Origin of the sequence: Texcoconibacillus texcoconensis (assembly GCF_014202575.1) — a bacterium.
Classification (GTDB): Bacteria; Bacillota; Bacilli; order Bacillales; family Salisediminibacteriaceae; genus Texcoconibacillus; species Texcoconibacillus texcoconensis.
This window is the reverse complement of record NZ_JACHHB010000004.1, coordinates 22972-44506: the sequence shown is the minus strand read 5'-3', so window position 1 is coordinate 44506 and position 21535 is coordinate 22972. Positions and strand designations below refer to the sequence as shown.

Here is a 21535-nt window from a genome sequence, read left to right as displayed (position 1 = left end):
TGGCATCGGGTATTAGGGAGGTATTGTCAATGGTAGAAGAAATGAATAACGAAATGGCTAGTGTAAAAGCATTATCCGAAGGAAGCATCGTGACAGGGACTGTCACGAAAGTAGAAGACAAGCAAGCGTTTGTAAACGTCGGGTATAAAACTGATGGTGTTGTTCCGATTAGCGAGTTGTCGAGTCTTCATGTGGAACAAGTTAGCGACGTTTTACAAGAAGGAGACGAAATCGAATTAAAAGTGATTAAGTTAACTGATGACGAGCTTGTTTTATCTAAACGAGCAGTGGCTGCTGACAAGGCGTGGGAAGATATGGTCGCTAAACTCGAAAGTGGAGAAGTATTTGAAGCGGAAGTGGCCGATGTCGTCAAAGGTGGTCTTGTTGTTGACGTCGGTGTTCGTGGCTTTATTCCAGCCTCACTTGTTGAGCGTCATTTTGTAGAAAACTTTGATGATTATAAAGGGAGAACCCTTCGTTTAAAAGTGGTTGAGTTAGACAAAGAAAAAAATAAGTTAATCTTATCACAGCGCGCAGTTTTAGACGCTGAAGCAGATAATGAAAAACGTCATACGCTAGAGAGATTACAAACAGGTGATGAAATTGAAGGCACAGTTCAGCGTTTAACTGACTTTGGTGCGTTTGTAGATGTTGGTGGCGTTGACGGACTTGTTCATATTTCACAAATGTCACATCAGCATATTGATTCACCGTCAGAGATTGTTACTGAAGGTGACCGTGTCAACGTCAAAGTATTATCTGTCGATGTTGAAAATGAACGGATTTCACTATCAATTAAAGAAACGCAACCAGGGCCTTGGGAAAAAATTCAAGGCGAAATTCAAACAGACGACGTTGTCGAAGGAACGGTAAAACGTCTCGTTTCATTTGGTGCGTTTATCGAAGTAGCACCAGGTGTGGAAGGTCTAGTGCATATATCTCAAATTGCAAACAGACATATCGGCACACCAGGAGAAGTTCTACAAGAAGGTGAAACGGTTCAAGCGAAAGTATTGGAAGTAAATGTAGAAGAGAAACGTATTTCTTTAAGCATTCGTGCCTTATCGGAAGAAACGCAAATGGCTGAGCCGGATGGAGACTACGAAAAAGAAGAGGACCAAGCTGGTTTTTCACTTGGTGATATGATCGGTGATCAGCTTAAAAAGTACAAGTCTTAAAGATTTTGGTGATGAAGATGAGCAGACAACAACGGAAAATTGACCATATCGATCATGCATTACAAGTATCGTTACAACAATCTTCAGGCTTTTCCGATGTTCACATTGTTCATCAGCCACTTCCTGAAACAGACGTAGCGTCTGTCGACTTATCTGTAGAACTGGGCGAACTGTCATTCAGTTCGCCTTTCTATATCAATGCGATGACAGGCGGTGGCGGTGAAAGAACGGAAAAATTAAATGGAGACTTAGCAGAAGTAGCGCGTGAGTTAGACATCCCCATTGCTGTAGGTTCACAAATGGCAGCTTTAAAAAATGATTCTGAACGTTCGACGTATAAAGTCATTCGCGACCGTTGTCCAAATGGAATTGTTTTTGCAAATGTTGGAAGTGAAGCGACGGTGGACCAAGCTCGCGCATCTATTGATATGATTGAAGCTAATGCATTACAAGTACACCTCAATGTGATTCAAGAACTGGTGATGCCAGAAGGGGACCGTACATTTACCGGGACAATTAAGAAGGTTGAATCGATTGTTCAAAGTACAGATGTCCCGGTTATCGTTAAAGAAGTGGGCTTTGGCATCAACCGTGAAGCGGCGCGACAGTTAGCGGAGGTAGGTGTATCAGTCATTGATGTGGCAGGTTCAGGTGGAACTAACTTTGCAGAAATTGAAAATCGTCGTCGCAAAGATCCATACACTCATTTTGAAAATTGGGGAATTCCAACAGCAGTTTCAGTTGCTGAAGTCGCTTCAGAACAACTTCCTGTTTCTCTTGTTGCATCTGGTGGTATTCGAGATTCACTCGATATTATAAAATCTATAACACTTGGTGCAGATGCCGTTGCCATGGCGGGTCCAGTTTTGAAGTCTGTTGAATCAAATGGCGTTGCGTCAACGATCGAATGGTTGAATCATATTCGAGAAGAAATGAAAATGTATATGACGGCGTTAGGTGCCCCAACGATCCATACGTTACAAAAAACACCTATCGTTCTTTCAGGCTTTGTGCATCATTGGCTACAAGAGCGTGGGGTCGATACTAAGCACTACACTCAAAGCTCTCGTTAGATAGGTCTATGAAATCTCCCCCTCCTTCTCCCTCCTAATCTTATGAAAATTTCCGTACAAAAAATGATTATAATTGTATCAAATGTGCGATACTGGGAGAGGGAGGGACAAAAGATGATAGAAGGTGTGTTTTTTTACTGGTTTGGTTGGATCGCTTTTACGATCGTGTATTTTTTGTTACCAAAATCCAAACTTCAACGAGACACTGCGTTACTTATCTTACTTTTCATTGCTTTAAGTTCGGTTTCTATACCGATATTAGGAGTGGGAGTAGGTGGGACATTTATCCTCCTCGTCATCAGTGCTTATCGCTTTTTATTGGATAGCTCTCGAAAGCAAAAAGTCACTTTGCTCGGTTTTTCCCTCATATTATCGACAGTTTATGTACTATTTCTCTATCACAGGTGGTACGACCCAGTTTGGTTGTATCAGTATCCTGAATGGATATTTGCGATCCCTGTATCGCTGGTGATATTTTGTTTCATTCGTTCGGTTCAATATCGTTATGGATTGTTGTTAGCAAGTATGGTACAGGGAGAAGTATGTTTTTATATTCTTTTTCAAAATGAGGGGAGAGGCTTTCCGTTTGCAGGTGTTGTCTTTTATGACATCGTTGCTGTCAGTGCTGCTGTGTTAAGTTTTTTGATGACTATAGAGTGGTTCATCCACCTATTGCGGTCATATATAAGTGGTTCGAGACCTGTACATCATGTACATTCACAAAGGGTGCGAAACCGTACTTACTCATTACCATTAACAAAGTAAGAAGGAAAAGGATTGTCTTTCCAGAAGGATTTTGATATAATTTTTAAGCTTCATACGAGTCTTACATGCAGTAGAGTGACGGTCTGATTCCTTGTCGAAACGTCAATATGCAGAAACAGTTGCGGTGTGTCTCTGTATGATAGATGAGGAGTCTGGCTTTTTTTGTTTAAAATCATCAATCATTTGTAGTGGAAGACGTTCTTACATATAAAGGAGGAGCACGCGATGAGTAAACCAGTTGTTGCAATCGTTGGTCGGCCCAATGTAGGGAAATCAACGATTTTTAATCGAATAGTAGGAGAGAGAGTGGCTATTGTAGAAGATAAACCAGGAGTCACACGGGATCGAATTTATGGAACGGGGGAATGGCTTAACCGCGAATTCCATATTATCGATACGGGGGGCATAGATATTGGCGATGAGCCGATCGTTCGTCAAATGCGCCACCAGGCCGAATTAGCCATCGATGAGGCTGATGTCATTGTTTTTATTGTCGATGGAAAGGAAGGGCTCACAGGAGCGGATGAAGAAGTTGCGCAAATGTTGTACCGTTCCCAAAAGCCTGTTGTGCTAGCTGTCAATAAGGTGGACCATCCAGAGATGCTCGAGAGAACCTATGACTTCTATAGTTTAGGTCTTGGTGAAGTATTCGCGATCTCTGGTGCTCATGGGCGAGGCCTTGGGGATATGCTTGATGAAGTACATTCATCAGTACCTCAAGACATTGAAGATGATTATGATGCAGATACGATTAAAATGAGTGTCATTGGCCGACCGAACGTTGGTAAATCATCACTTGTTAATACGTTGTTAGGAGAAGAGCGGGTCATCGTCAGCAATGTACCAGGAACAACACGTGATGCTGTAGATACGCCATTTACTCGTGATGACCAAGACTATGTTTTAATAGATACTGCAGGGATGAGAAAACGTGGGAAGGTCTATGAAACGACAGAAAAATATAGTGTGTTACGTGCTTTAAAGGCGATTGACCGATCTGATGTTGTCCTTGTTGTCATAGATGGTTATGAAGGCATCATTGAGCAAGATAAAAAGATTGCTGGTTACGCACATGAGGCCGGACGAGCAGTGATCATTGTCGTTAACAAATGGGATGCGGTTGAAAAAGATGATAAGACGATGAAACGGTTTGAAAAAGAAGTGAGAGAATCGTTCCAATTTCTAAACTACGCACCGATTCTTTTCTTATCGGCAAAAACGAAACAACGTGTTCAACATGTTTTGCCTACAGTAAAAGAAGTGAGCGAGCGTCATAATATGCGTGTGCCGACGAATGTGTTAAACGATTTGATCGTCGATGCAGTGACGATGAATCCAACACCAACGGACCACCGAGGACATCGCTTGCGCATTAAATATGCGACACAAGTTGCAGTTGGTCCCCCGACGTTCGTTTTATTCGTGAATGAACCTGAATTGTTACACTTTTCATACGAACGTTTTATCGAAAATCAAATTAGAGAAACATTCGACTTTGAAGGGACACCTATTCGCATTTTCGCACGAAAGAAAAATGACTAAACGAAAAGAGATTAGGAAAGGGGGGATGGATTGTGTTAGAAGTTTTCATACTGGTTCTTATCGGTTATTTGTTAGGGTCAGTTAGCTTTAGCTATTTGATTGCAAAAAAATTAAAACAAGTTGATATACGTCAGCATGGGAGTGGTAATGCAGGAGCGACGAATACATTACGTGTGTTAGGAGTCGGTCCTGCAATTACGGTCCTAGCATTAGATTGTGCTAAAGGTATTGTTGCAATATTGATTGCGCAGTGGGCCACACAAGACCCATTGATCGTTAGTTTGAGTGGTTTAGCTGCGATCGTTGGGCATAATTGGCCTGTTTTTTACAAATTCAAAGGTGGTAAAGGTGTTGCAACGACGATTGGCGTATTAGCAACTTTAGTTTTTTTGCCTGCACTATTTGCTGGAAGCATTGCAATCCTAAGCATTATATTTACTAGGTATGTTTCTTTAGGTTCGCTATTATTTATATTAATAACACCATTGTTGGTATGGACATTTAGTACAACTTTTGACTACCCAAGTGCGTACCGTTATATTCTCCTTGCGATCGCCGCCCTCTCAATTTGGCGACATCGCGAAAATATTCAAAGGCTCCTTAAAGGAACGGAAAGTAAAATCGGTCAGAAAGCTATGTGAAGAGGTGATGAATGTGAAGCAACGCCCGGTTGCAGTCTTAGGTTCGGGAAGTTGGGGAACAGCGTTGTCGGTTGTACTAGCAGATAATGGTCATGATGTGCGTCTTTGGGGACGTTCACAAGACGTTGTTGATGACATTAATTTGAACCGAAAGAATGAAAAATACTTAAACGAGGAAATAGAGATTCCTGAAAAAGTTCATGCATCTACAGACTTAAGTGAAGTCGTGACTGGAGTAGATACGGTCATTTTCGTTGTGCCGACAAAAGCGGTACGTCCAGTTTGCCAAGAGATTAGTCAATATATCCAATCCCCTGTTACATTTGTACATGCGTCAAAGGGGGTAGAACCAGGTTCTTCACTAAGAATTTCAGAAATGATGGCCGAAGAATTACCACAAAACATTGTTGAGGCGATCGTTGCTCTTTCTGGACCAAGTCATGCGGAAGAAGTCAGTTTAAGGCAACCTACGACAGTAACGAGTTCCTCAAATGATCAAGAGGCGGCCAAACGCGTCCAAGATCTGTTTATGAACGCTTCTTTTCGCGTTTATACGAATTCTGATATGATTGGCGTGGAATTAGGTGGAGCTTTGAAAAATATTATTGCACTGGCATCAGGACTAACAAATGGTTTAGGTTATGGAGATAATGCTAAAGCTGCTTTGATGACAAGAGGGTTGGCAGAAATATCCCGTCTGGGTACAAAGATGGGCGCCAATCCACTCACATTTGCTGGCCTAAGTGGATTAGGTGACTTAATTGTGACTTGCACAAGTGTACATAGCCGAAATTGGCGTGCAGGTCAACTCATAGGTCAAGGAATGTCCGTTGATGACGTTCTTGAAGAGATGGGGATGGTTGTTGAAGGGATACGAACAACGAAAGCGGCCAAGCAACTTGCGGACCAAGAAAAAGTAGAGATGCCGATTACAAGCGAATTATATGACGTTTTATTTCACGATAAAACACCAGAGGATGCAGTGCAGCAATTAATGGTACGTGTTAAAAAACAAGAAGTAGAAGAGCCTACTTTCGATACGAGTTACGGACAATTGTAATGGTGTCTCTCACATCCGCGTTTGCCCTGCATATATTATTGTGAAAACAATGTATGAGGGAGGGCATGACGTGGCAAAGCCGACGTTGAACGATTACCTTGGTCAGATGACAGATGTTGATGAAGTAGATTTACTGCACCTAGCACAGTTGGTGAGTGAAACAGATTTAGGTGATGAAGGACATATTCGGCAATTAATTGCGCAAGTTGCAGACGTTGCATGTGTCGATGTTGATCGGAGGCAAGAGGACGAACTCGTGAATGCGATTATGAATCGTGAGGTGCCCCAAGACTTTTCGATGTTATCGCATATTTTTGACAAAAATCAGCGGTAAGTAGGCCGTTGTGTGCTTCGTTCCTGGTGGACAGTGCATATAATAATTTTGAATCGTCGACAAAAAAGGGCTGTAATTCACCTATGCCCCTTGGCAGTATTTAGTCTATTATCGTTGAAGAAAAGTTTTCTTTTCTTCAACTTTTTTTTGTTAGCTCTTTTCGTAAACTCTGTTGTTTCTGATAATCGCGGATAAACGAAAAGTTGCGACTCCAGGTTCGCTAAATGCGGTCACATCCACTGAGTCGCTTGCTCTGGACATTGATTCCGTTATTTGCTTGAAAAAGGCTGTTTTTGAGCTTGTCACGGACATGAATTCTGCTATTTGCAACAAATCGCCTTCATTGCCTGCAAAAGAGAGCATTAACGGAACATAGTCCGTCCCCTAAAATGGCATATTTGGCTGAAATAACGGGACGTATGTCCGCGAGCCACGAGCCATATTCACCTGAGGTCCAAATCACCAACTTCCACCTGTAGCGAATCCGAGTGTGAACTAATACTTAAAAAGCAACAATCTTTTAGAAAACAGCCAATTTGTTTTAAACGATATGGCTATGTTGCTAATGCAGGAAACGTGAACGCGAATGTTGTATGTGCTATAATAAATCAAGCTTAATAAGACAGGCATTGGAGGGAGAAAATTGGACGATGGAATGACGAAAATGTGGATTTCTTTTATTGGTATTGCACTAATGTTTCTTTCCGTAATTGTGACCATTTTTGCAAGAGAAAAATTGTCCGGGATTATACAAAAAATGTTACTCAGTCTATCGTTTATCAGTATGATAGTCGCTGGTTTTATCGTATTTATTATCGTCTTCAGTGGTCCTGTTGATTAAATGATTTGGTTGATAGAAAGTAGGGGGATTAGTGAGATATGCGTATAGCTCTTTTATTTTTATTGTTACTTATACTGAGTGGTTGTTTGTTTCCAGAACAAGAGCGTGCTGAAAATCAAGTACCATATGATGACCAATTACAATCTGTTCAGATGGCTGTGAACCAATTCCAAGAGGATCAGGGTGTTTTACCGATCAGAAACTTTGACAAAGATACGTCATTGTACCAACGTTATCTTGTAGATTTTGGACAACTGGTGCCAACGTATATGCAAGATCCCCCCGGCAATTCTTTCGAAAATGGCGGCGTATTTCAGTATGTTCTTGTAAACGTTGAAACAGATCCAGAAGTAAAATTGTTAGATTTAAGAATAGTAGATCAAGTTCGTGAAGTTCAACGTCGTGTAAATCAATATAGGGCTGATCATCGTTTTATTCCATTTGATGAACCGGTAGGAAATGGCGTCTTTTCAATCGATTATGAAGAGATCCAATATGATTCAGAACCGACAGTTGAAAGTCCATACAACCCAAATCATCAACTTCCTTTACGCATCCATCAAGATGGCAATGTTGTGATTGATTATGAAATCGATTTACAGCAAACCTTTAAGGACGCTGAACTTGAAGGAGCAGCCTCAAATGAAACAGATCTCCGTAAGCTTCTTATAGAATCGTCTCCGTTTGTTCCTGTTTATTCGCTTTCGTATACATTCGAAGATGGCGAAATTAAATTTTTCCAATAATATCAAGGATTAAAAGTTCTATAAAGTCTCCATTCTCCATATACATAACGAGAGAATGGAGACTTTTTAGTGAATATAGGCTGACGTCGGCTTGATCATGTGATCCTACCGCTCGTTATGCTCGCAAGAAGCGGTGGTGGTTACGTTGAAGAAGGTGATGCAATTGACCTATCAATAATCAATAAAACTTTTTAATTATGAAATATGAAGGTGTTTAAGTTTTGGGTCATAATTATTGGACAGCGTCATATATTGGTAGTGATTATGACAGGCCGTGCTACATCGTCGATAGTGCAGACTTGACATTATAGAAACGATCGGAGGGGATCACGTGGAGAAAGTAGATATATTTAAAGATATCGCTGAACGTACAGGAGGCGATATTTACTTAGGGGTTGTAGGGTCGGTTCGTACAGGGAAATCGACGTTTATTAAAAAATTCATGGAACTCGCAGTAATCCCGAATATTGAAGATGAAGGTGATCGCGCTCGTGCACAAGATGAATTGCCACAAAGTGCAGCGGGTAAACAAATTATGACAACGGAACCAAAGTTCATTCCAAACCAAGCAGTATCACTTCATGTGGATGAAGGGCTTGATGTCAACGTTCGAGTTGTCGATTGTGTTGGTTATGCCGTACCAGGTGCAAAAGGGTATGAAGATGAGAACGGACCACGCATGATTCAAACACCTTGGTATGAAGAAGCGATACCGTTTCAAGAGGCCGCAGAAATCGGCACGAGAAAAGTCATCCAAGAACATTCAACACTAGGTGTTGTGATTACAACAGACGGATCGATTGGAGAAATTGGTCGTCAAGATTATGAAGAATCAGAGCAACGGGTTATTGACGAATTAAAAGAGGTTGGTAAACCGTTTATCGTTCTCGTAAACAGTGTTCATCCACAACACCCTGATACTGAAGCGCTACGTCATAATTTAGAAGAAGAACATGACGTACCAGCAATTTCGATGAATATTGAAAGTATGACCGACCAAGATATAAACACCGTTATGAGAGAGGTATTGTTTGAATTTCCTGTCCATGAAGTCAATGTGAACCTTCCAAGCTGGGTTATGGTACTTAGAGAAGACCATTGGCTAAGAAACAACTATGAGGAAGCTGTGCAAGCGACAGTGCAAGATATTAAACGGTTGCGAGATGTTGATCGTGTCGTCGGTCATTTTAGTGAATATGAGTTTATTGAACATGCCAATTTAGCTGGCATTGAAATGGGGCAAGGCGTCGCCGAAATTGATTTGCATGCACCAGATGATTTATATGACCAAATTTTAAAAGAAGTTGTTGGTGTTGAGATTCGTGGTAAAGATCATTTGCTAGAATTAATGCAAGACTTATCGTACGCAAAAGCGGAGTATGATCAAGTCGCAGATGCACTGACAATGGTCAAACAAACGGGATATGGAATCGCAGCCCCGCAATTGACGGATATGAGCTTGGATGAGCCTGAGATTATTCGCCAAGGCTCACGATTTGGTGTACGCTTAAAAGCAGTAGCTCCTTCAATTCATATGATTAAGGTAGATGTAGAATCTGAATTTGCGCCAATTATTGGTACTGAAAAGCAGAGTGAAGAGCTTGTGCGTTATTTGATGCAGGACTTTGAGGAGAACCCTCTATCGATTTGGGAATCAGATATTTTCGGCCGCTCTCTTGACTCGATCGTGCGAGAAGGCATTTCAGCTAAGTTGTCATTAATGCCAGAAAATGCACGCTATAAATTGAAAGAAACATTGGAACGTATCATCAACGAAGGTTCAGGTGGTTTGATAGCCATTATCCTATAAGTGTTCATTTATGAGGCCTGTCAACTGTTACAATTATTCATCTTTTCAAAAGAAAGATGGATGATTGTAACAAAAACAGGTCTTTTTTGTTTTGCCTCTTTTCGTAAACATTGTTGTTTTCTTTTAGAAAAAAGCCTTTATGTTTGTCGTTTTGTAAATCCCTCTTTTTTATCATCTTTCCTACGTCGTTGGATGTCATTTGTGAGAATCTTGCGACAAAAAGAGTCGATAAAAAATATACAACGAAAATATCATTTTGATTTTGAAAATCCCTCATTTATCATCAAATCTTCTTCAAAATATGAAGCATAACCCTTTCATAATCCTTCTTTACATGGTACTCTTCCATTAACATAAAAAGATTATTAGTATAATTCATGCGAAATTCAACAAAAATTGTTGAATTGTTGCGGATTTTCCTTTACCATAAGCGTTGTTAACCACGATTTGTGGGGCAAAACGTATAAAAGATTCCTTTTTGTGTAAGACAAGGAATATTAGCGATGAATTTTTGGGAGGAGGTGAATCGAATGAATAAAACAGAACTTATCAATGCAGTTGCAGAACAAGCAGACCTTTCCAAAAAGGACGCAACAAGTGCAGTAGATGCTGTATTTGATGTAATCACTGACTCCTTAACTAAAGGGGACAAAGTTCAACTAATCGGGTTCGGTAACTTTGAAGTACGTGAACGTTCTTCTCGTAAAGGTCGTAACCCACAAACAGGTGAAGAAATTGAAATCCCGGCAAGCAAAGTGCCAGCATTTAAACCTGGTAAAGCCCTCAAAGATGCCGTTAAGTAACTTACATAGGGGCTTAGGAGAGGAGAACCACTGTCATAAGTGGTTCTTCTTTTTATGAGTATTGTTAAAAAAGCTTTTCTAGTTTATATTTCATTAGCTACTTCTCGATTTCTTGATTGTTTTACATATACTATGCTAGACTTTCCATAATCTTCAGAGCAGTAGGAGGCGTTTTAAATGAGCCACGTCGATCACGAAAAAATACAAACAGCAGTTACTATGATATTAGAAGCAATCGGGGAAGACCCTGGGCGAGAGGGGTTATTAGATACGCCTAAAAGGGTAGCACGAATGTATGAGGAAGTTTTCTCAGGTATGAATGAAGACCCTAAAGAACATTTTGCTACCGTTTTTGGTGAGGATCATGAAGAGCTTGTGCTCGTAAAAGACATCCCGTTTTATTCAATGTGCGAACATCACCTCGTTCCTTTCTTTGGACATGCGCATATTGGCTACATTCCGAAAGGTGGAAAGGTGACAGGATTGAGTAAATTAGCTCGTGCTGTAGAAGCGGTAACAAGTAGACCACAACTACAAGAGAGAATCACTTCGACAGTTGCAGACAGTATCGTTGAGACGTTGGAGCCTTTAGGTGTAATTGTAGTTGTAGAAGCTGAACATATGTGTATGACGATGCGTGGTGTGAAAAAGCCGGGCTCTCAAACCGTTACTTCAGCTGTTAGAGGCGCCTTTTCAAGAAATGAAGCAGCTAGAGCGGAAGTCATGTCGCTTATTCATTCGTCACGAGCTTAATCTATGAAAAGCTAAAATGATCTTATAAACAAGGTGGTGAAGTTAAGGTGGCACAATCAAATGATTTTATCGTTATTAAAGCAGAAGAAAATGGGGTCAATGTGATTGGATTGACAAGAGGGTCTGACACACGCTTTCACCATTCCGAAAAGCTTGATGAAGGTGAAGTGATGATTGCGCAGTTCACAGAACACACATCTGCGATGAAAGTACGTGGAAAAGCTGTGATCCAAACGAATCACGGTGAAATGAAAACTGAAAGTGATGTTGAATAACCGTTTTCAACAAGGGGCTATCCTACATGTGACGGGTTGGCCCTTTCTTTACTTTTGAATCATCATCCTATAGATACCTCTTTTATTTTCATAGGTTTTAGTTCATTGACATTCACTCCTTTTTATAGATCCTAAAGCAACGTACTGTTGGCAATTATTGTATCTTTTATTTTTTATCATAACCGTGAATTCAGCTTTATCGTTCGTTTGATGCTATGGTATACTAGATATAACTTTCGAGTGAATGTAACAAAAGTTGAGATGATAATTCGTTTCATCGTGACTATTTTTTGTTGGGGGATTGACAAATGATTATGTCGAGCGATTTTTTAAAAGAAATAAATGAGCTAAAAGAATCTTTTTTTGAAATGATTAAATATGAATATTTATCGAAGTATATCACAAGTGCATCGATTGATGATGATCAACTTGTATTTTTATTGTTCATGCTAAAAGAACAGTCGATATCCCCCAAACAACGCCATTCCTATATATTAACTTCCATTCTTGTGCAAGCAGCTCTTGATACTCACGAGAAAATAACAACCGATCAAATGGACCAAGATGATTTACGAAAAGCTCGTCAGTTAACGGTGTTGGCAGGCGATTATTATAGTAGTTTATACTACTTAATATTAGCGAAGCAGGGTGAAGTGAGTTTCATACGTGTATTAGCCAAGGCTATACAAGATATAAACGAAGCCAAAATGAACGTTTATCATAAAAAAGAAATTTTAGATTGGTCTGAATTACTGTTAAATGTTAACACAATTGACACAGCTATTGTTAGGAATGTTAAACATTTTTTCCATGTTAAGGAACCGACGTTGGCATGCGACCACTTTTTTCTATTTAAAAGACTTGTATATGAACGAAACTCATACTTGCGTGGAACTAAAGACTCTCCTTTTCTCAAGTATTATACAGCGATGGGTAAAGAGGGAAATATACGTTCTGAGCAATTAATCATGTCTAAGATTGATAGTCATATTGAACGTACAAAATCCAATTTGCTTGATGGAACACTAGGAGCATATCAACAATATATTTCGTCTAGGGTAGAAGAGCTTCTTGATTCGTCAGAAGTTAATTCCCATTACTTAGTGAAAGAAGGGTAAATAGATGAGTGGTCAAACAAAAGAAGAACGCGTACATCAAGTGTTTGAATCAATTTACGATCAATACGATAAAATGAATGCAATTATTAGTTTTCAACGTCATCGTGCTTGGAGAAAGGATACGATGAAACGTATGTCGGTAGAAAATGGCGCTAAAGCACTCGATGTTTGCTGTGGAACGGCAGACTGGACAATTGCATTAGCAGAGGCAACTAGTGCTAGTGGAGAAGTACACGGTCTTGATTTCAGTGAAAATATGTTAAAAGTAGGACAAGCCAAAGTTGATGAAGCACAGCTAAGTCATGTTACGCTCACTCACGGAAATGCTATGGACTTACCTTATCCTGATAATTACTTTGATTACGTAACAATCGGGTTCGGATTACGAAATGTACCGGATTATATGCAGACCCTCAAAGAAATGCGTCGGGTCGTTAAGCCAGGAGGTCTTGTCGTTTGTCTAGAGACATCACATCCAACCATTCCTGTATACAAACAAATTTTTTCATTCTATTTTCGCTATATCATGCCTTTATTTGGAAAGCTCTTTGCAAAACGATATGAGGAATACTCGTGGTTACAGGAGTCAACGGTGAGTTTTCCGGGAAAAAAAGAACTGAAATCCTGGTTTCTAAAGTCAGGTTTTAAAACGTGTACGTATAAGTCTTATTCGGGAGGAGCAGCTGCTGCTCATTTTGCCTATAAATAAACATAGCTAGATTGTAATACGAAGATTGAATATTGCTAGAAAGGTCGTTGGCGATGCGAAAATTAAAGATTATTTTGGAAATGATAAAATTTGAACATACGATCTTTGCCTTACCTTTCGCGTTTTTAGGTGCGGCTCTTGGAAGTTTAACAGTAGAAGGTCAATGGCCCTCTTGGGAACAATGGCTATGGATTACGTTAGCAATGATTGGTGGTAGAAGCGCGGCTATGTCGTTAAATCGTGTAATAGATGCGAAAATTGACGAGATGAATCCAAGAACAAGTGATCGTGCAATTCCTGCAAAATTAATCTCAAAAGCTGAGGCGCTATTATTTATTGTTGTTTCGTTCATCGTTTTATTCTTTTCAGCTTTTCAATTAAATATGTTGTCCGTTTACCTGTTACCGATCGCTGTCTTTTTTCTTGTTTTTTATTCTTATACGAAACGCTTCACATGGGCTTGTCATTTATTTTTAGGGGCAACAATTGGTATTGCTCCACTTGGTGGATGGGTAGCGACTACTGGGACCCTCACGCTAGATGCATTTATATTATTCGTCATTGTTGCGTTTTGGATAGCAGGTTTTGATATCATTTATGCAACACAAGATGCAGGTTATGACCGTGAAGTTAAACTACACTCGATTCCGAGTCAATTTGGTATTGCTCGCTCTTTAATCATTGCGAGAGTTTTTCACGTCATTAGTTTTTTTGCACTTTTGTTACTAGCAACCGTTACACCACTAGGGTGGATTTATTTAATAGGGGCACTCATTGCTGGGGCAGTTATGGTCTATGAACATTCTCTTGTCTCAGCAGAGGATTTGTCGAATGTAAATAAGGCCTTCTTTACAATGAATGGCATTATCAGCCTTGTCATGTTAGCTTTTACGATTGGAGATTTGCTACTATGAACCGACAACCAATATATACCGTAGGAATCACAGGTGCTAGCGGGGCTACTTATGGTGTGAGAATCATTCAATCAATGTTAGAAGCCAATCACCGTGTACACGTAGTCATTAGTGAAGCTGGTTGGCAAGTGTTTGAACAAGAACTTGCTTTAGATACAACGGATCGAAACCTGTGTTTACAATCTTTATTTTCAGATTATGGCGAAGGCTGGTCCTACCATACGCTTCAAGATTTCTCTGCACCAATTGCTAGTGGATCCTATAAAAATGATGGAATGATTATTGCCCCTTGTTCAATGGGGACTTTATCGAAACTCGCACAAGGGACATCTAGTAATTTATTAGAACGCACTGCTGATGTGATGTTAAAAGAAAAGCGTCCATTAATCATTGTTCCAAGAGAGACACCATTAAATGAAATTCATTTAGAGAACATGGCAAAATTAAGCCGAGTAGGAGCTCAAGTAGTTCCGGCGATGCCCGGCTTTTATCAACGCCCTGAGACGCTGGACGACCTTGTTGATTTCGTCGTCGGGAAAGTGCTTGACCAACTTAATGTTAATCACCATCTTTTTAAACGCTGGGGGGACTAGCGATGTCCGTAATTATTGGTGAGATTTCTTACACGAACATCATACCGCTCTTTTATTACATTAATCGTGAATATTTGCAACAACAAGGTTGTACATTCGTACCTCAAATACCGGCACGATTGAATGAAAAAATGTCTCAAGGGGAGGTTCATGTCGGGGGGATATCTTCGTTTGCTTATGGTGAAAATGCAGACACTTATCAGCTCCTACCTGATCTGTCCGTTTCTTCTCGTCGTGAAGTAGGGTCGATATTTTTGTTTTCCAAATATCCAATTGAACAATTGGAAGGTAAATCAATTGCACTAACTTCGAGTTCAGCAACATCAGTTAACTTATTGAAAATTATTTTGCTAAAGTTTTATGATTTGGATGTTCATTTTCAAACGGAAAAGCCAAATTATGATGAAATGATGGCAAATTATGATGCTTGTTTATTAATCGGTGATGATGCAATCCACGCTTCTTGGAATAAAAGAGCTCATGATTTCTGTTATGATTTAGGAGAGCGTTGGAATTCGTTAACGGGATTTCCGATGACGTATGCCGTATTTGCAGTGCACAAAAATATTTTGCAGACTCATGAGGAAGTCATTCAAGACCTATGGCGTGAATTCACAAAAAGTAAATCACTCGTTATAGAAGATGATTATCAGGAAATGATTCGCTCCATTCAAATGTTACATGGAGGGGAACGAGCTTTTTGGCGCAATTATTTCACAGGCTTGAACCATGATTTGACACCAACTCATTTAGCAGGTTTACAATACTATTATGATTTAGCTTATGATCTAGGTTTATTACCAAAACCAGTTAAGAACATATCAATCTGGACTCCTATAGATCAATGTCATTCTGTATAGAACAAGGTGGACAAGATGAAACTAACCGAGATTTATTGGCATTTACGTTCTGATATCGGAAAAATCGAACAAGCATTAGAAAAAACAATTGAAGCTGAGCATCCTGTTTTACGAGATGCTTCTACCCATTTATTAAAAGCAGGTGGAAAACGAATTCGTCCAGTTTTTGTGTTGCTGTCTGCTCAGTTTGGCAACTATGATTTAAATCGTATTCAACAAATAGCCGTTCCATTAGAACTTATTCACATGGCCTCGCTCGTGCACGATGATGTCATTGACGATGCCGACTTAAGGCGCGGAAAAGAGACAGTCAAAGCGAAGTGGGATAATCGAGTAGCTATGTACAGTGGCGATTACATTTTTGCTCGTGCGATCGAAATGGCCACATATTGTGAACAATCAGAAGTACATCTAATCCTCGCTAATGCTATGAAAGAAATGAGTATTGGTGAAGTAGAACAAATTCGCGATCAGTATAATGAAGAACAAGATTTACGGAAGTATTTACGTCGGATTAAACGTAAAACGGCTTTACTTATTGCTGTTAGTTGTCAACTTGGAGCCGTTGTTGCAGAAGCTAAACCAAATGTACAAAAACAGCTTTATTGGTTCGGTTATTATGTTGGTATGGCGTACCAAGTAACCGATGATATTCTTGACTTTATTGGAACGGAAAAGGAATTAGGAAAGCCGGCTGGAAGTGATTTACAACAAGGGAACTTAACTTTACCTGCGCTTTATGGAATGAGGCGTGATGATACGCTGAAACAGTGGATCAGCGAACATTTTCGTCATCCATATGGCAATCATCTGCCAATTGACGACGTCATTGCCCGTGTGAAACAGAATGGGGCAATTGCAGATTCGCAAAAACTTGCGCGTCAATATTTACAAAAAGCATTTTTGGCATTAGAACAACTTCCTAATACACGAGCAAAAAAATCGTTGCGACAAATTGGCGAATACATTGAAAAAAGAAATTCCTGAAACGAAGACAGCGTTATAGGCTGTCTTTTATTTATTTTATCATTTTTTAGGAGACAAGTTTGCCTGTATTCGGAAAATTTGCTATACTCTAAAAGGATTGATTGCAAGCGATTACATAGGAGGGGTAATATGGAACGAACGTTTCTTATGGTGAAACCTGATGGTGTACAAAGAAATTTAATAGGATCCATTGTGCAACGATTTGAGGACAAAGGATACCAACTCGTTGCCGCAAAGCTCATGACGATTGAGCAAAGTCTAGCTGAAACACATTATGAAGAACATAAGGAACGTCCGTTTTATAACGAGCTCGTTTCTTTTATTACATCTGGTCCTGTATTTGCAATGGTATGGGAAGGGGAAGGTGCCATTGCAGGTGCGCGGGAAATGATGGGGGCTACTAATCCTCAAGAAGCATCGCCAGGCACAATTCGCGGGGATTTTGGTCAACAAGTGAGCAAAAATATTATTCATGGGTCCGACTCCCCTGAAAGTGCAGCTCGTGAAATCGGTTTGTTTTTTGATGAGAAAGAGTTAGTTTCCTATGACAAGTCCATAAGTGAATGGTTGTAACCAAGAAGTAGCTGATCACTGATGTGGTCAGCTTTCTTGGTTGTTTTTTTGTTTACGAGAAATAAAGGCTAGCGGCATCAATAAAAATATGGTAAAAAGTAAACAAGTGATACAAGCGAGATTGCAATGTGGAGAGGGAGAAACGAATGAATGATTATGAACAGTTTATTGAAGATATAAACAAAAAAACAGGTATCGATTTATCTCAATATAAAGAAGCGCAAATGAAAAGACGTCTTACATCTTTAAGAGAAAAAAGAGGGTACAACGATTTTCGCAAGTATTTTCAAGCATTATCTGAAGATAAGGAGTTATATGAAGAATTTTTGCAACGTATGACGATCAATGTGTCAGAGTTTTATCGTAACCCAAAACGCTGGCATGTGCTAGAAGAACAGATTTTACCCCGCTTATATCATGAAAATAGGAAACTGAAAGTATGGAGTGCCGCTTGTTCAACAGGTGAAGAACCTTATACAATTTCGATGGTTTTGTCTAAGTTTTTACCTCTAAAAAATATTCACGTACTTGCAACAGATATTGATGAATCGATTCTTGAACGAGCCCGTAACGGCTTTTATCCAGAGAGCTCTGTGAAAGAAGTACCCAAGCCAATGATGGATACTTTTATGAAAAAAGAAGGTTCAGGTTATCGAGTGAGTGATGACTTAAAAAAGACCGTCACATTTCGAAAACATAATCTACTGTCTGATCGGTTTGAAACAGGTTTTGATTTAATCATCTGCAGAAATGTTCTTATTTACTTTACAGAAGAAGCTAAAGATCAGTTGTATCATAAATTTAATCAATCGCTACGTACGGGCGGTACGTTTTTTGTCGGAAGCACAGAACAAATATTTAATCCTTCACGGTATGGATTCGAAACAGAGGACACATTTTTTTACAAGAAGATTGATTAGTTGAAAAGCTTCTGTCGCTCGTATTCAAGGTGCTTTCGCTATTAGAAAGTCTAGCAGAAGGCTCCTTCTATTTTGAAATAAATACTGAGTTTTCGGACATTTCCCCTTGAAAAATTATAGAATATCATCGAAAATAGACGATAAGCTTATCGTCTATTTAGTGCATAAAAGCGTTAAAGAATGGAGGTTCAAATCATGAGATATATGACATCTGGAGAATCGCACGGCCCACAATTAACAGTTATTATCGAAGGTGTACCTAGCCAAATAGAATTAAAAGCAGAGGATATAAATGAACATTTAGCGAGACGACAAAAAGGCTATGGTCGAGGTCGCCGAATGCAAATTGAAAAAGACCAAGCCAGTATCGTAAGTGGTGTTCGCCACGGAAAAACGACTGGAGCACCAATTACGCTAGTCGTAGAAAATAAAGACTGGACACATTGGCAAAAAATTATGGGGGCTGAACCACTCGACCCAAATGAAGAAACTGAAATGAAGCGTCAAATTCAAAGGCCACGCCCAGGTCATGCAGATTTAAACGGGGCAATCAAATACGATCATAGAGACATGAGAAACGTCTTAGAGCGCTCATCAGCGCGAGAGACAACAGCACGTGTTGCTGCTGGAGCGGTTGCAAAAGCGGTTCTTCGTCATTTTTCGATAGATGTTTTAGGTCATGTACAGGAAATTGGTGACATTCGAGCGAAGGTACCTGAAAATATAAGTAATGCAGAACTTCGCTCAAAAACGGAATCATCAGAGGTTCGCTGTTATGACGAATCAGTTGAAGAAGAAATGAAACGAGCCATTGATGAGGCGAAAAACGCGGGTGATTCAATCGGCGGTGTTGTTGAAGCTAGAGCAGAAGGTCTTCCGATAGGGTTAGGTACTCATGTTCATTATGATCGTAAGTTAGATGCAAAACTAGCACAAGCGGTTATGAGTATTAATGCATTTAAAGGTGTAGAAATTGGAATTGGTTTTGAAGCAGCAAGGAAAAACGGTAGCGAAGTTCATGATGAAATCATTTATGATCCAAATCAAGGGTATGCTCGGCGTACAAATCGTCTCGGTGGTTTTGAAGGCGGTATGACAAACGGAATGCCGGTTGTCGTTAAAGGGGCGATGAAGCCAATTCCTACCTTGTATAAACCTCTTCAAAGTGTTGATATTGAAACCAAAGAGCCGTTTAATGCCAGTATAGAACGTTCAGATAGTTGCGCTGTACCAGCAGCTGCTGTCGTTTGTGAAGCGGTCGTAGCTTGGGCATTAGCAGAAGCATTTCTTGAAAAGTTTGGATCTGATTCGTTATTTGACATTCAAAAAGCATATGAACAATATCTTGAAAAAGCGAGGACGTTCTAATGCAAACGTTAATGGTTGAAAGCGATACGTTTCGGTATCCGATTCATATTGGCTCGAACCTATTGCAATCAAATCAAGTATGGGATGGGCTTGTGAAACAATTATCACCATCGTCATTTTTTATTATTACAGATACAAATGTTGCCAAACGCTATTTAGACCGGTTACAAAGTCAACTAGAACAGTATGCGCAAACGGACTATATGGTCGTTGAAGCTGGTGAAGCATCGAAAAGTTTTGTTACGTATGAGCGCCTTTTAACATATGCTTTAAAACAAGGGTTTGACCGTTCAACAGTCATTATTGCACTCGGGGGTGGAGTCGTTGGTGACCTTGCTGGATTTACAGCAGCGACGTACTTACGAGGTGTTCCCTACATTCAAATTCCGACGACGTTGCTAGCTCATGATAGTAGTGTCGGAGGGAAAACAGGTATTAATCATTCCGAAGGAAAAAACATGATCGGTGCTTTTTATCAGCCAGCAGCTGTTATTTATGATGTCACGACATTAAAAACCCTACCAGAACACGAATGGCGTTCTGGTATGGCAGAAGTGATTAAGCATGGCTTTATACAAAATACGAAACTATTACAGAGTGTTAAGCGCACGGTTTCTACTCCAATTGGTGATATAAATGCAGAGTCGATCGAAAATATTTTATATACGTCAATTGATGTAAAAAGGCAAATTGTTGAAAGAGATGAAAAAGAAAAAGGGGAGCGCGCGTTTCTCAATTTTGGTCACACAGTAGGTCATGCGATAGAAGCAGAGCTTGGCTACGGAGAAATCACGCATGGAGAGGCTGTAATGATCGGGATGATGGTTGCGTTAAAGGTGAGTGAACATTATTATGAAGTTGATTTAGCTTCTAACTCATGGTGTGAAGATATGAAAAGTTTAGGGTTTTCCGTTCGTATTCCAGCTTCATGTGATTCGAGATCCCTTATAGAACGGATGAAGCGTGATAAGAAATCCTTACAATCGGATATTCGTATGGTTCTATTACCTTCTTTGGGCGTTCCGAATTTAGTAAAAGTAGATTCTACTTTCATTGAAAATATTTTAAAAGAAGAACTTGAGGAGGTCTAGGAATGCAACGGGGAATACGAGGTGCAACGACGGTCGAAGTAAATCAAAAGGGAGACATTTTAACGGCGAGTAGAATATTGTTACAAGAAATGATTGAGCGTAATCATGTTGAACCTGAAGACATTTCTCACGTTATTTTTACCGTAACGAATGATTTAGATGCGGCGTTTCCTGCAAGTGCAATTCGTGATTTTGAAGGGTTTCGTCACGTCCCTGTGATGTGCTCGCAAGAAATTCCTGTACCGAATAGCTTGTCACGCTGCATTCGTGTCATGATGGTAACGAATACTGAGAAAAATCAAGATGAAATCCACCATATTTATCATCGAGAAGCTACATCATTAAGGCCAGACTTATCATTGACAAATGAAATGAAAAAGCGTTAAGATACTGATAAGATTAGTTTAGCAGAGTTGAAGAGTATAGTTTTTGTGTTTTTAAAATATGAGATGAGTGAAGTTGAGGATGAGCAGAGTTGAGTTGAGCATAGGGGAGACGTATATTCAATTTCGTTTTACCACCTATAGCATAACTGAGCTATAGGTTTTTTGTGTCCGTATATTTTTTTACCCCCTCAATAA

General features: G+C 39.8%; 24 protein-coding genes. All 24 read left to right on the top strand.

Annotation, left to right across the window (positions count from 1 at the left end):
• Nucleotides 1–29: 29 nt before the first annotated feature.
• The 24 genes from rpsA to aroH all read left to right on the top strand — a co-directional run bounded on the left by rpsA (nucleotide 30) and on the right by aroH (nucleotide 21340).
• On the top strand, nucleotides 30–1178 hold the full coding sequence (rpsA, locus tag HNQ41_RS05270) for a 30S ribosomal protein S1 (protein WP_184663372.1): 1149 nt from the start codon (nucleotides 30–32) through the stop codon (nucleotides 1176–1178).
• Nucleotides 1179–1195: 17 nt separating this feature from the next.
• A complete protein-coding gene (gene fni / locus HNQ41_RS05265; RefSeq protein WP_184663371.1) occupies nucleotides 1196–2251 on the top strand; it encodes a type 2 isopentenyl-diphosphate Delta-isomerase in 1056 nt (351 codons plus the stop codon).
• Between the two features lie 114 nt (nucleotides 2252–2365).
• Nucleotides 2366–3016: a YphA family membrane protein gene (locus tag HNQ41_RS05260; protein WP_184663370.1), complete on the top strand. Its 651-nt coding sequence runs from the start codon at nucleotides 2366–2368 to the stop codon at nucleotides 3014–3016.
• Nucleotides 3017–3241: 225 nt separating this feature from the next.
• Nucleotides 3242–4558 carry a ribosome biogenesis GTPase Der gene (der, locus tag HNQ41_RS05255; protein ID WP_184663369.1) on the top strand — a complete coding sequence of 439 codons (1317 nt, stop codon included), beginning with the start codon at nucleotides 3242–3244 and terminating at the stop codon, nucleotides 4556–4558.
• Nucleotides 4559–4587: 29 nt separating this feature from the next.
• Entirely contained in the window at nucleotides 4588–5199 is a 612-nt protein-coding gene (plsY, locus tag HNQ41_RS05250; protein ID WP_184663580.1) for a glycerol-3-phosphate 1-O-acyltransferase PlsY, read from the top strand.
• A 13-nt stretch (nucleotides 5200–5212) separates the two neighbouring features.
• Nucleotides 5213–6259 carry an NAD(P)H-dependent glycerol-3-phosphate dehydrogenase gene (locus HNQ41_RS05245; protein ID WP_343043331.1) on the top strand — a complete coding sequence of 349 codons (1047 nt, stop codon included), beginning with the start codon at nucleotides 5213–5215 and terminating at the stop codon, nucleotides 6257–6259.
• Between the two features lie 70 nt (nucleotides 6260–6329).
• The gene (locus HNQ41_RS05240; protein ID WP_184663367.1) at nucleotides 6330–6593 is read left to right on the top strand and encodes a stage VI sporulation protein F; all 264 of its coding nucleotides are present in this window, start codon (nucleotides 6330–6332) and stop codon (nucleotides 6591–6593) included.
• Nucleotides 6594–7236: 643 nt separating this feature from the next.
• On the top strand, nucleotides 7237–7434 hold the full coding sequence (locus tag HNQ41_RS05235; protein WP_246421494.1) for a DUF2768 domain-containing protein: 198 nt from the start codon (nucleotides 7237–7239) through the stop codon (nucleotides 7432–7434).
• Nucleotides 7435–7472: 38 nt separating this feature from the next.
• Nucleotides 7473–8180: a hypothetical protein gene (locus tag HNQ41_RS05230; RefSeq protein WP_184663366.1), complete on the top strand. Its 708-nt coding sequence runs from the start codon at nucleotides 7473–7475 to the stop codon at nucleotides 8178–8180.
• 331 nt (nucleotides 8181–8511) lie between these two features.
• Nucleotides 8512–9990, top strand: coding sequence for a stage IV sporulation protein A (spoIVA, locus tag HNQ41_RS05225; protein WP_184663365.1), 1479 nt, complete (start codon nucleotides 8512–8514; stop codon nucleotides 9988–9990).
• 530 nt (nucleotides 9991–10520) lie between these two features.
• Nucleotides 10521–10793, top strand: coding sequence for an HU family DNA-binding protein (locus HNQ41_RS05220; RefSeq protein ID WP_184663364.1), 273 nt, complete (start codon nucleotides 10521–10523; stop codon nucleotides 10791–10793).
• Between the two features lie 177 nt (nucleotides 10794–10970).
• On the top strand, nucleotides 10971–11546 hold the full coding sequence (gene folE / locus HNQ41_RS05215; RefSeq protein WP_184663363.1) for a GTP cyclohydrolase I FolE: 576 nt from the start codon (nucleotides 10971–10973) through the stop codon (nucleotides 11544–11546).
• Nucleotides 11547–11593: 47 nt separating this feature from the next.
• Complete coding sequence (mtrB, locus tag HNQ41_RS05210; protein ID WP_184663362.1) at nucleotides 11594–11821, top strand: trp RNA-binding attenuation protein MtrB; 228 nt, start codon at nucleotides 11594–11596, stop codon at nucleotides 11819–11821.
• A 308-nt stretch (nucleotides 11822–12129) separates the two neighbouring features.
• On the top strand, nucleotides 12130–12939 hold the full coding sequence (locus HNQ41_RS05205; protein WP_184663361.1) for a heptaprenyl diphosphate synthase component 1: 810 nt from the start codon (nucleotides 12130–12132) through the stop codon (nucleotides 12937–12939).
• A 4-nt stretch (nucleotides 12940–12943) separates the two neighbouring features.
• Entirely contained in the window at nucleotides 12944–13648 is a 705-nt protein-coding gene (locus HNQ41_RS05200) for a demethylmenaquinone methyltransferase (protein WP_184663360.1), read from the top strand.
• Between the two features lie 53 nt (nucleotides 13649–13701).
• On the top strand, nucleotides 13702–14562 hold the full coding sequence (locus tag HNQ41_RS05195; protein ID WP_184663359.1) for a UbiA-like polyprenyltransferase: 861 nt from the start codon (nucleotides 13702–13704) through the stop codon (nucleotides 14560–14562).
• Nucleotides 14559–15155: a UbiX family flavin prenyltransferase gene (locus HNQ41_RS05190; RefSeq protein WP_184663358.1), complete on the top strand. Its 597-nt coding sequence runs from the start codon at nucleotides 14559–14561 to the stop codon at nucleotides 15153–15155. The genes HNQ41_RS05195 and HNQ41_RS05190 overlap by 4 nt, the downstream gene beginning before the upstream one ends.
• 2 nt (nucleotides 15156–15157) lie before the next feature.
• A complete protein-coding gene (locus tag HNQ41_RS05185) occupies nucleotides 15158–16015 on the top strand; it encodes a menaquinone biosynthesis protein (protein ID WP_184663357.1) in 858 nt (285 codons plus the stop codon).
• Nucleotides 16016–16030: 15 nt separating this feature from the next.
• A complete protein-coding gene (gene hepT / locus HNQ41_RS05180) occupies nucleotides 16031–17002 on the top strand; it encodes a heptaprenyl diphosphate synthase component II (RefSeq protein ID WP_184663356.1) in 972 nt (323 codons plus the stop codon).
• A 129-nt stretch (nucleotides 17003–17131) separates the two neighbouring features.
• Nucleotides 17132–17575 (top strand): nucleoside-diphosphate kinase, encoded by a 444-nt coding sequence (ndk, locus tag HNQ41_RS05175; protein ID WP_184663355.1) that lies wholly within the window; start codon nucleotides 17132–17134, stop codon nucleotides 17573–17575.
• A 146-nt stretch (nucleotides 17576–17721) separates the two neighbouring features.
• Nucleotides 17722–18495, top strand: coding sequence for a CheR family methyltransferase (locus HNQ41_RS05170; protein ID WP_184663354.1), 774 nt, complete (start codon nucleotides 17722–17724; stop codon nucleotides 18493–18495).
• A 195-nt stretch (nucleotides 18496–18690) separates the two neighbouring features.
• Nucleotides 18691–19863: a chorismate synthase gene (aroC, locus tag HNQ41_RS05165; protein WP_184663353.1), complete on the top strand. Its 1173-nt coding sequence runs from the start codon at nucleotides 18691–18693 to the stop codon at nucleotides 19861–19863.
• On the top strand, nucleotides 19863–20954 hold the full coding sequence (gene aroB, locus HNQ41_RS05160) for a 3-dehydroquinate synthase (protein WP_184663352.1): 1092 nt from the start codon (nucleotides 19863–19865) through the stop codon (nucleotides 20952–20954). The genes aroC and aroB overlap by 1 nt, the downstream gene beginning before the upstream one ends.
• A gap of 2 nt (nucleotides 20955–20956) precedes the next feature.
• A complete protein-coding gene (aroH, locus tag HNQ41_RS05155; protein ID WP_184663351.1) occupies nucleotides 20957–21340 on the top strand; it encodes a chorismate mutase in 384 nt (127 codons plus the stop codon).
• The last annotated feature ends 195 nt before the right edge of the window (nucleotides 21341–21535 follow it).

Coding starts and splice junctions, on each gene's coding strand:
- rpsA (WP_184663372.1), top strand. CDS start 30: ATGGTAGAAGAAATGAATAACGAAATGGCTAGTGTAAAAGCATTATCC.
- fni (WP_184663371.1), top strand. CDS start 1,196: ATGAGCAGACAACAACGGAAAATTGACCATATCGATCATGCATTACAA.
- HNQ41_RS05260 (WP_184663370.1), top strand. CDS start 2,366: ATGATAGAAGGTGTGTTTTTTTACTGGTTTGGTTGGATCGCTTTTACG.
- der (WP_184663369.1), top strand. CDS start 3,242: ATGAGTAAACCAGTTGTTGCAATCGTTGGTCGGCCCAATGTAGGGAAA.
- HNQ41_RS05230 (WP_184663366.1), top strand. CDS start 7,473: ATGCGTATAGCTCTTTTATTTTTATTGTTACTTATACTGAGTGGTTGT.
- HNQ41_RS05220 (WP_184663364.1), top strand. CDS start 10,521: ATGAATAAAACAGAACTTATCAATGCAGTTGCAGAACAAGCAGACCTT.
- folE (WP_184663363.1), top strand. CDS start 10,971: ATGAGCCACGTCGATCACGAAAAAATACAAACAGCAGTTACTATGATA.
- HNQ41_RS05205 (WP_184663361.1), top strand. CDS start 12,130: ATGATTATGTCGAGCGATTTTTTAAAAGAAATAAATGAGCTAAAAGAA.
- HNQ41_RS05200 (WP_184663360.1), top strand. CDS start 12,944: ATGAGTGGTCAAACAAAAGAAGAACGCGTACATCAAGTGTTTGAATCA.
- HNQ41_RS05195 (WP_184663359.1), top strand. CDS start 13,702: ATGCGAAAATTAAAGATTATTTTGGAAATGATAAAATTTGAACATACG.
- HNQ41_RS05190 (WP_184663358.1), top strand. CDS start 14,559: ATGAACCGACAACCAATATATACCGTAGGAATCACAGGTGCTAGCGGG.
- HNQ41_RS05185 (WP_184663357.1), top strand. CDS start 15,158: ATGTCCGTAATTATTGGTGAGATTTCTTACACGAACATCATACCGCTC.
- hepT (WP_184663356.1), top strand. CDS start 16,031: ATGAAACTAACCGAGATTTATTGGCATTTACGTTCTGATATCGGAAAA.
- ndk (WP_184663355.1), top strand. CDS start 17,132: ATGGAACGAACGTTTCTTATGGTGAAACCTGATGGTGTACAAAGAAAT.
- HNQ41_RS05170 (WP_184663354.1), top strand. CDS start 17,722: ATGAATGATTATGAACAGTTTATTGAAGATATAAACAAAAAAACAGGT.
- aroC (WP_184663353.1), top strand. CDS start 18,691: ATGAGATATATGACATCTGGAGAATCGCACGGCCCACAATTAACAGTT.
- aroB (WP_184663352.1), top strand. CDS start 19,863: ATGCAAACGTTAATGGTTGAAAGCGATACGTTTCGGTATCCGATTCAT.
- aroH (WP_184663351.1), top strand. CDS start 20,957: ATGCAACGGGGAATACGAGGTGCAACGACGGTCGAAGTAAATCAAAAG.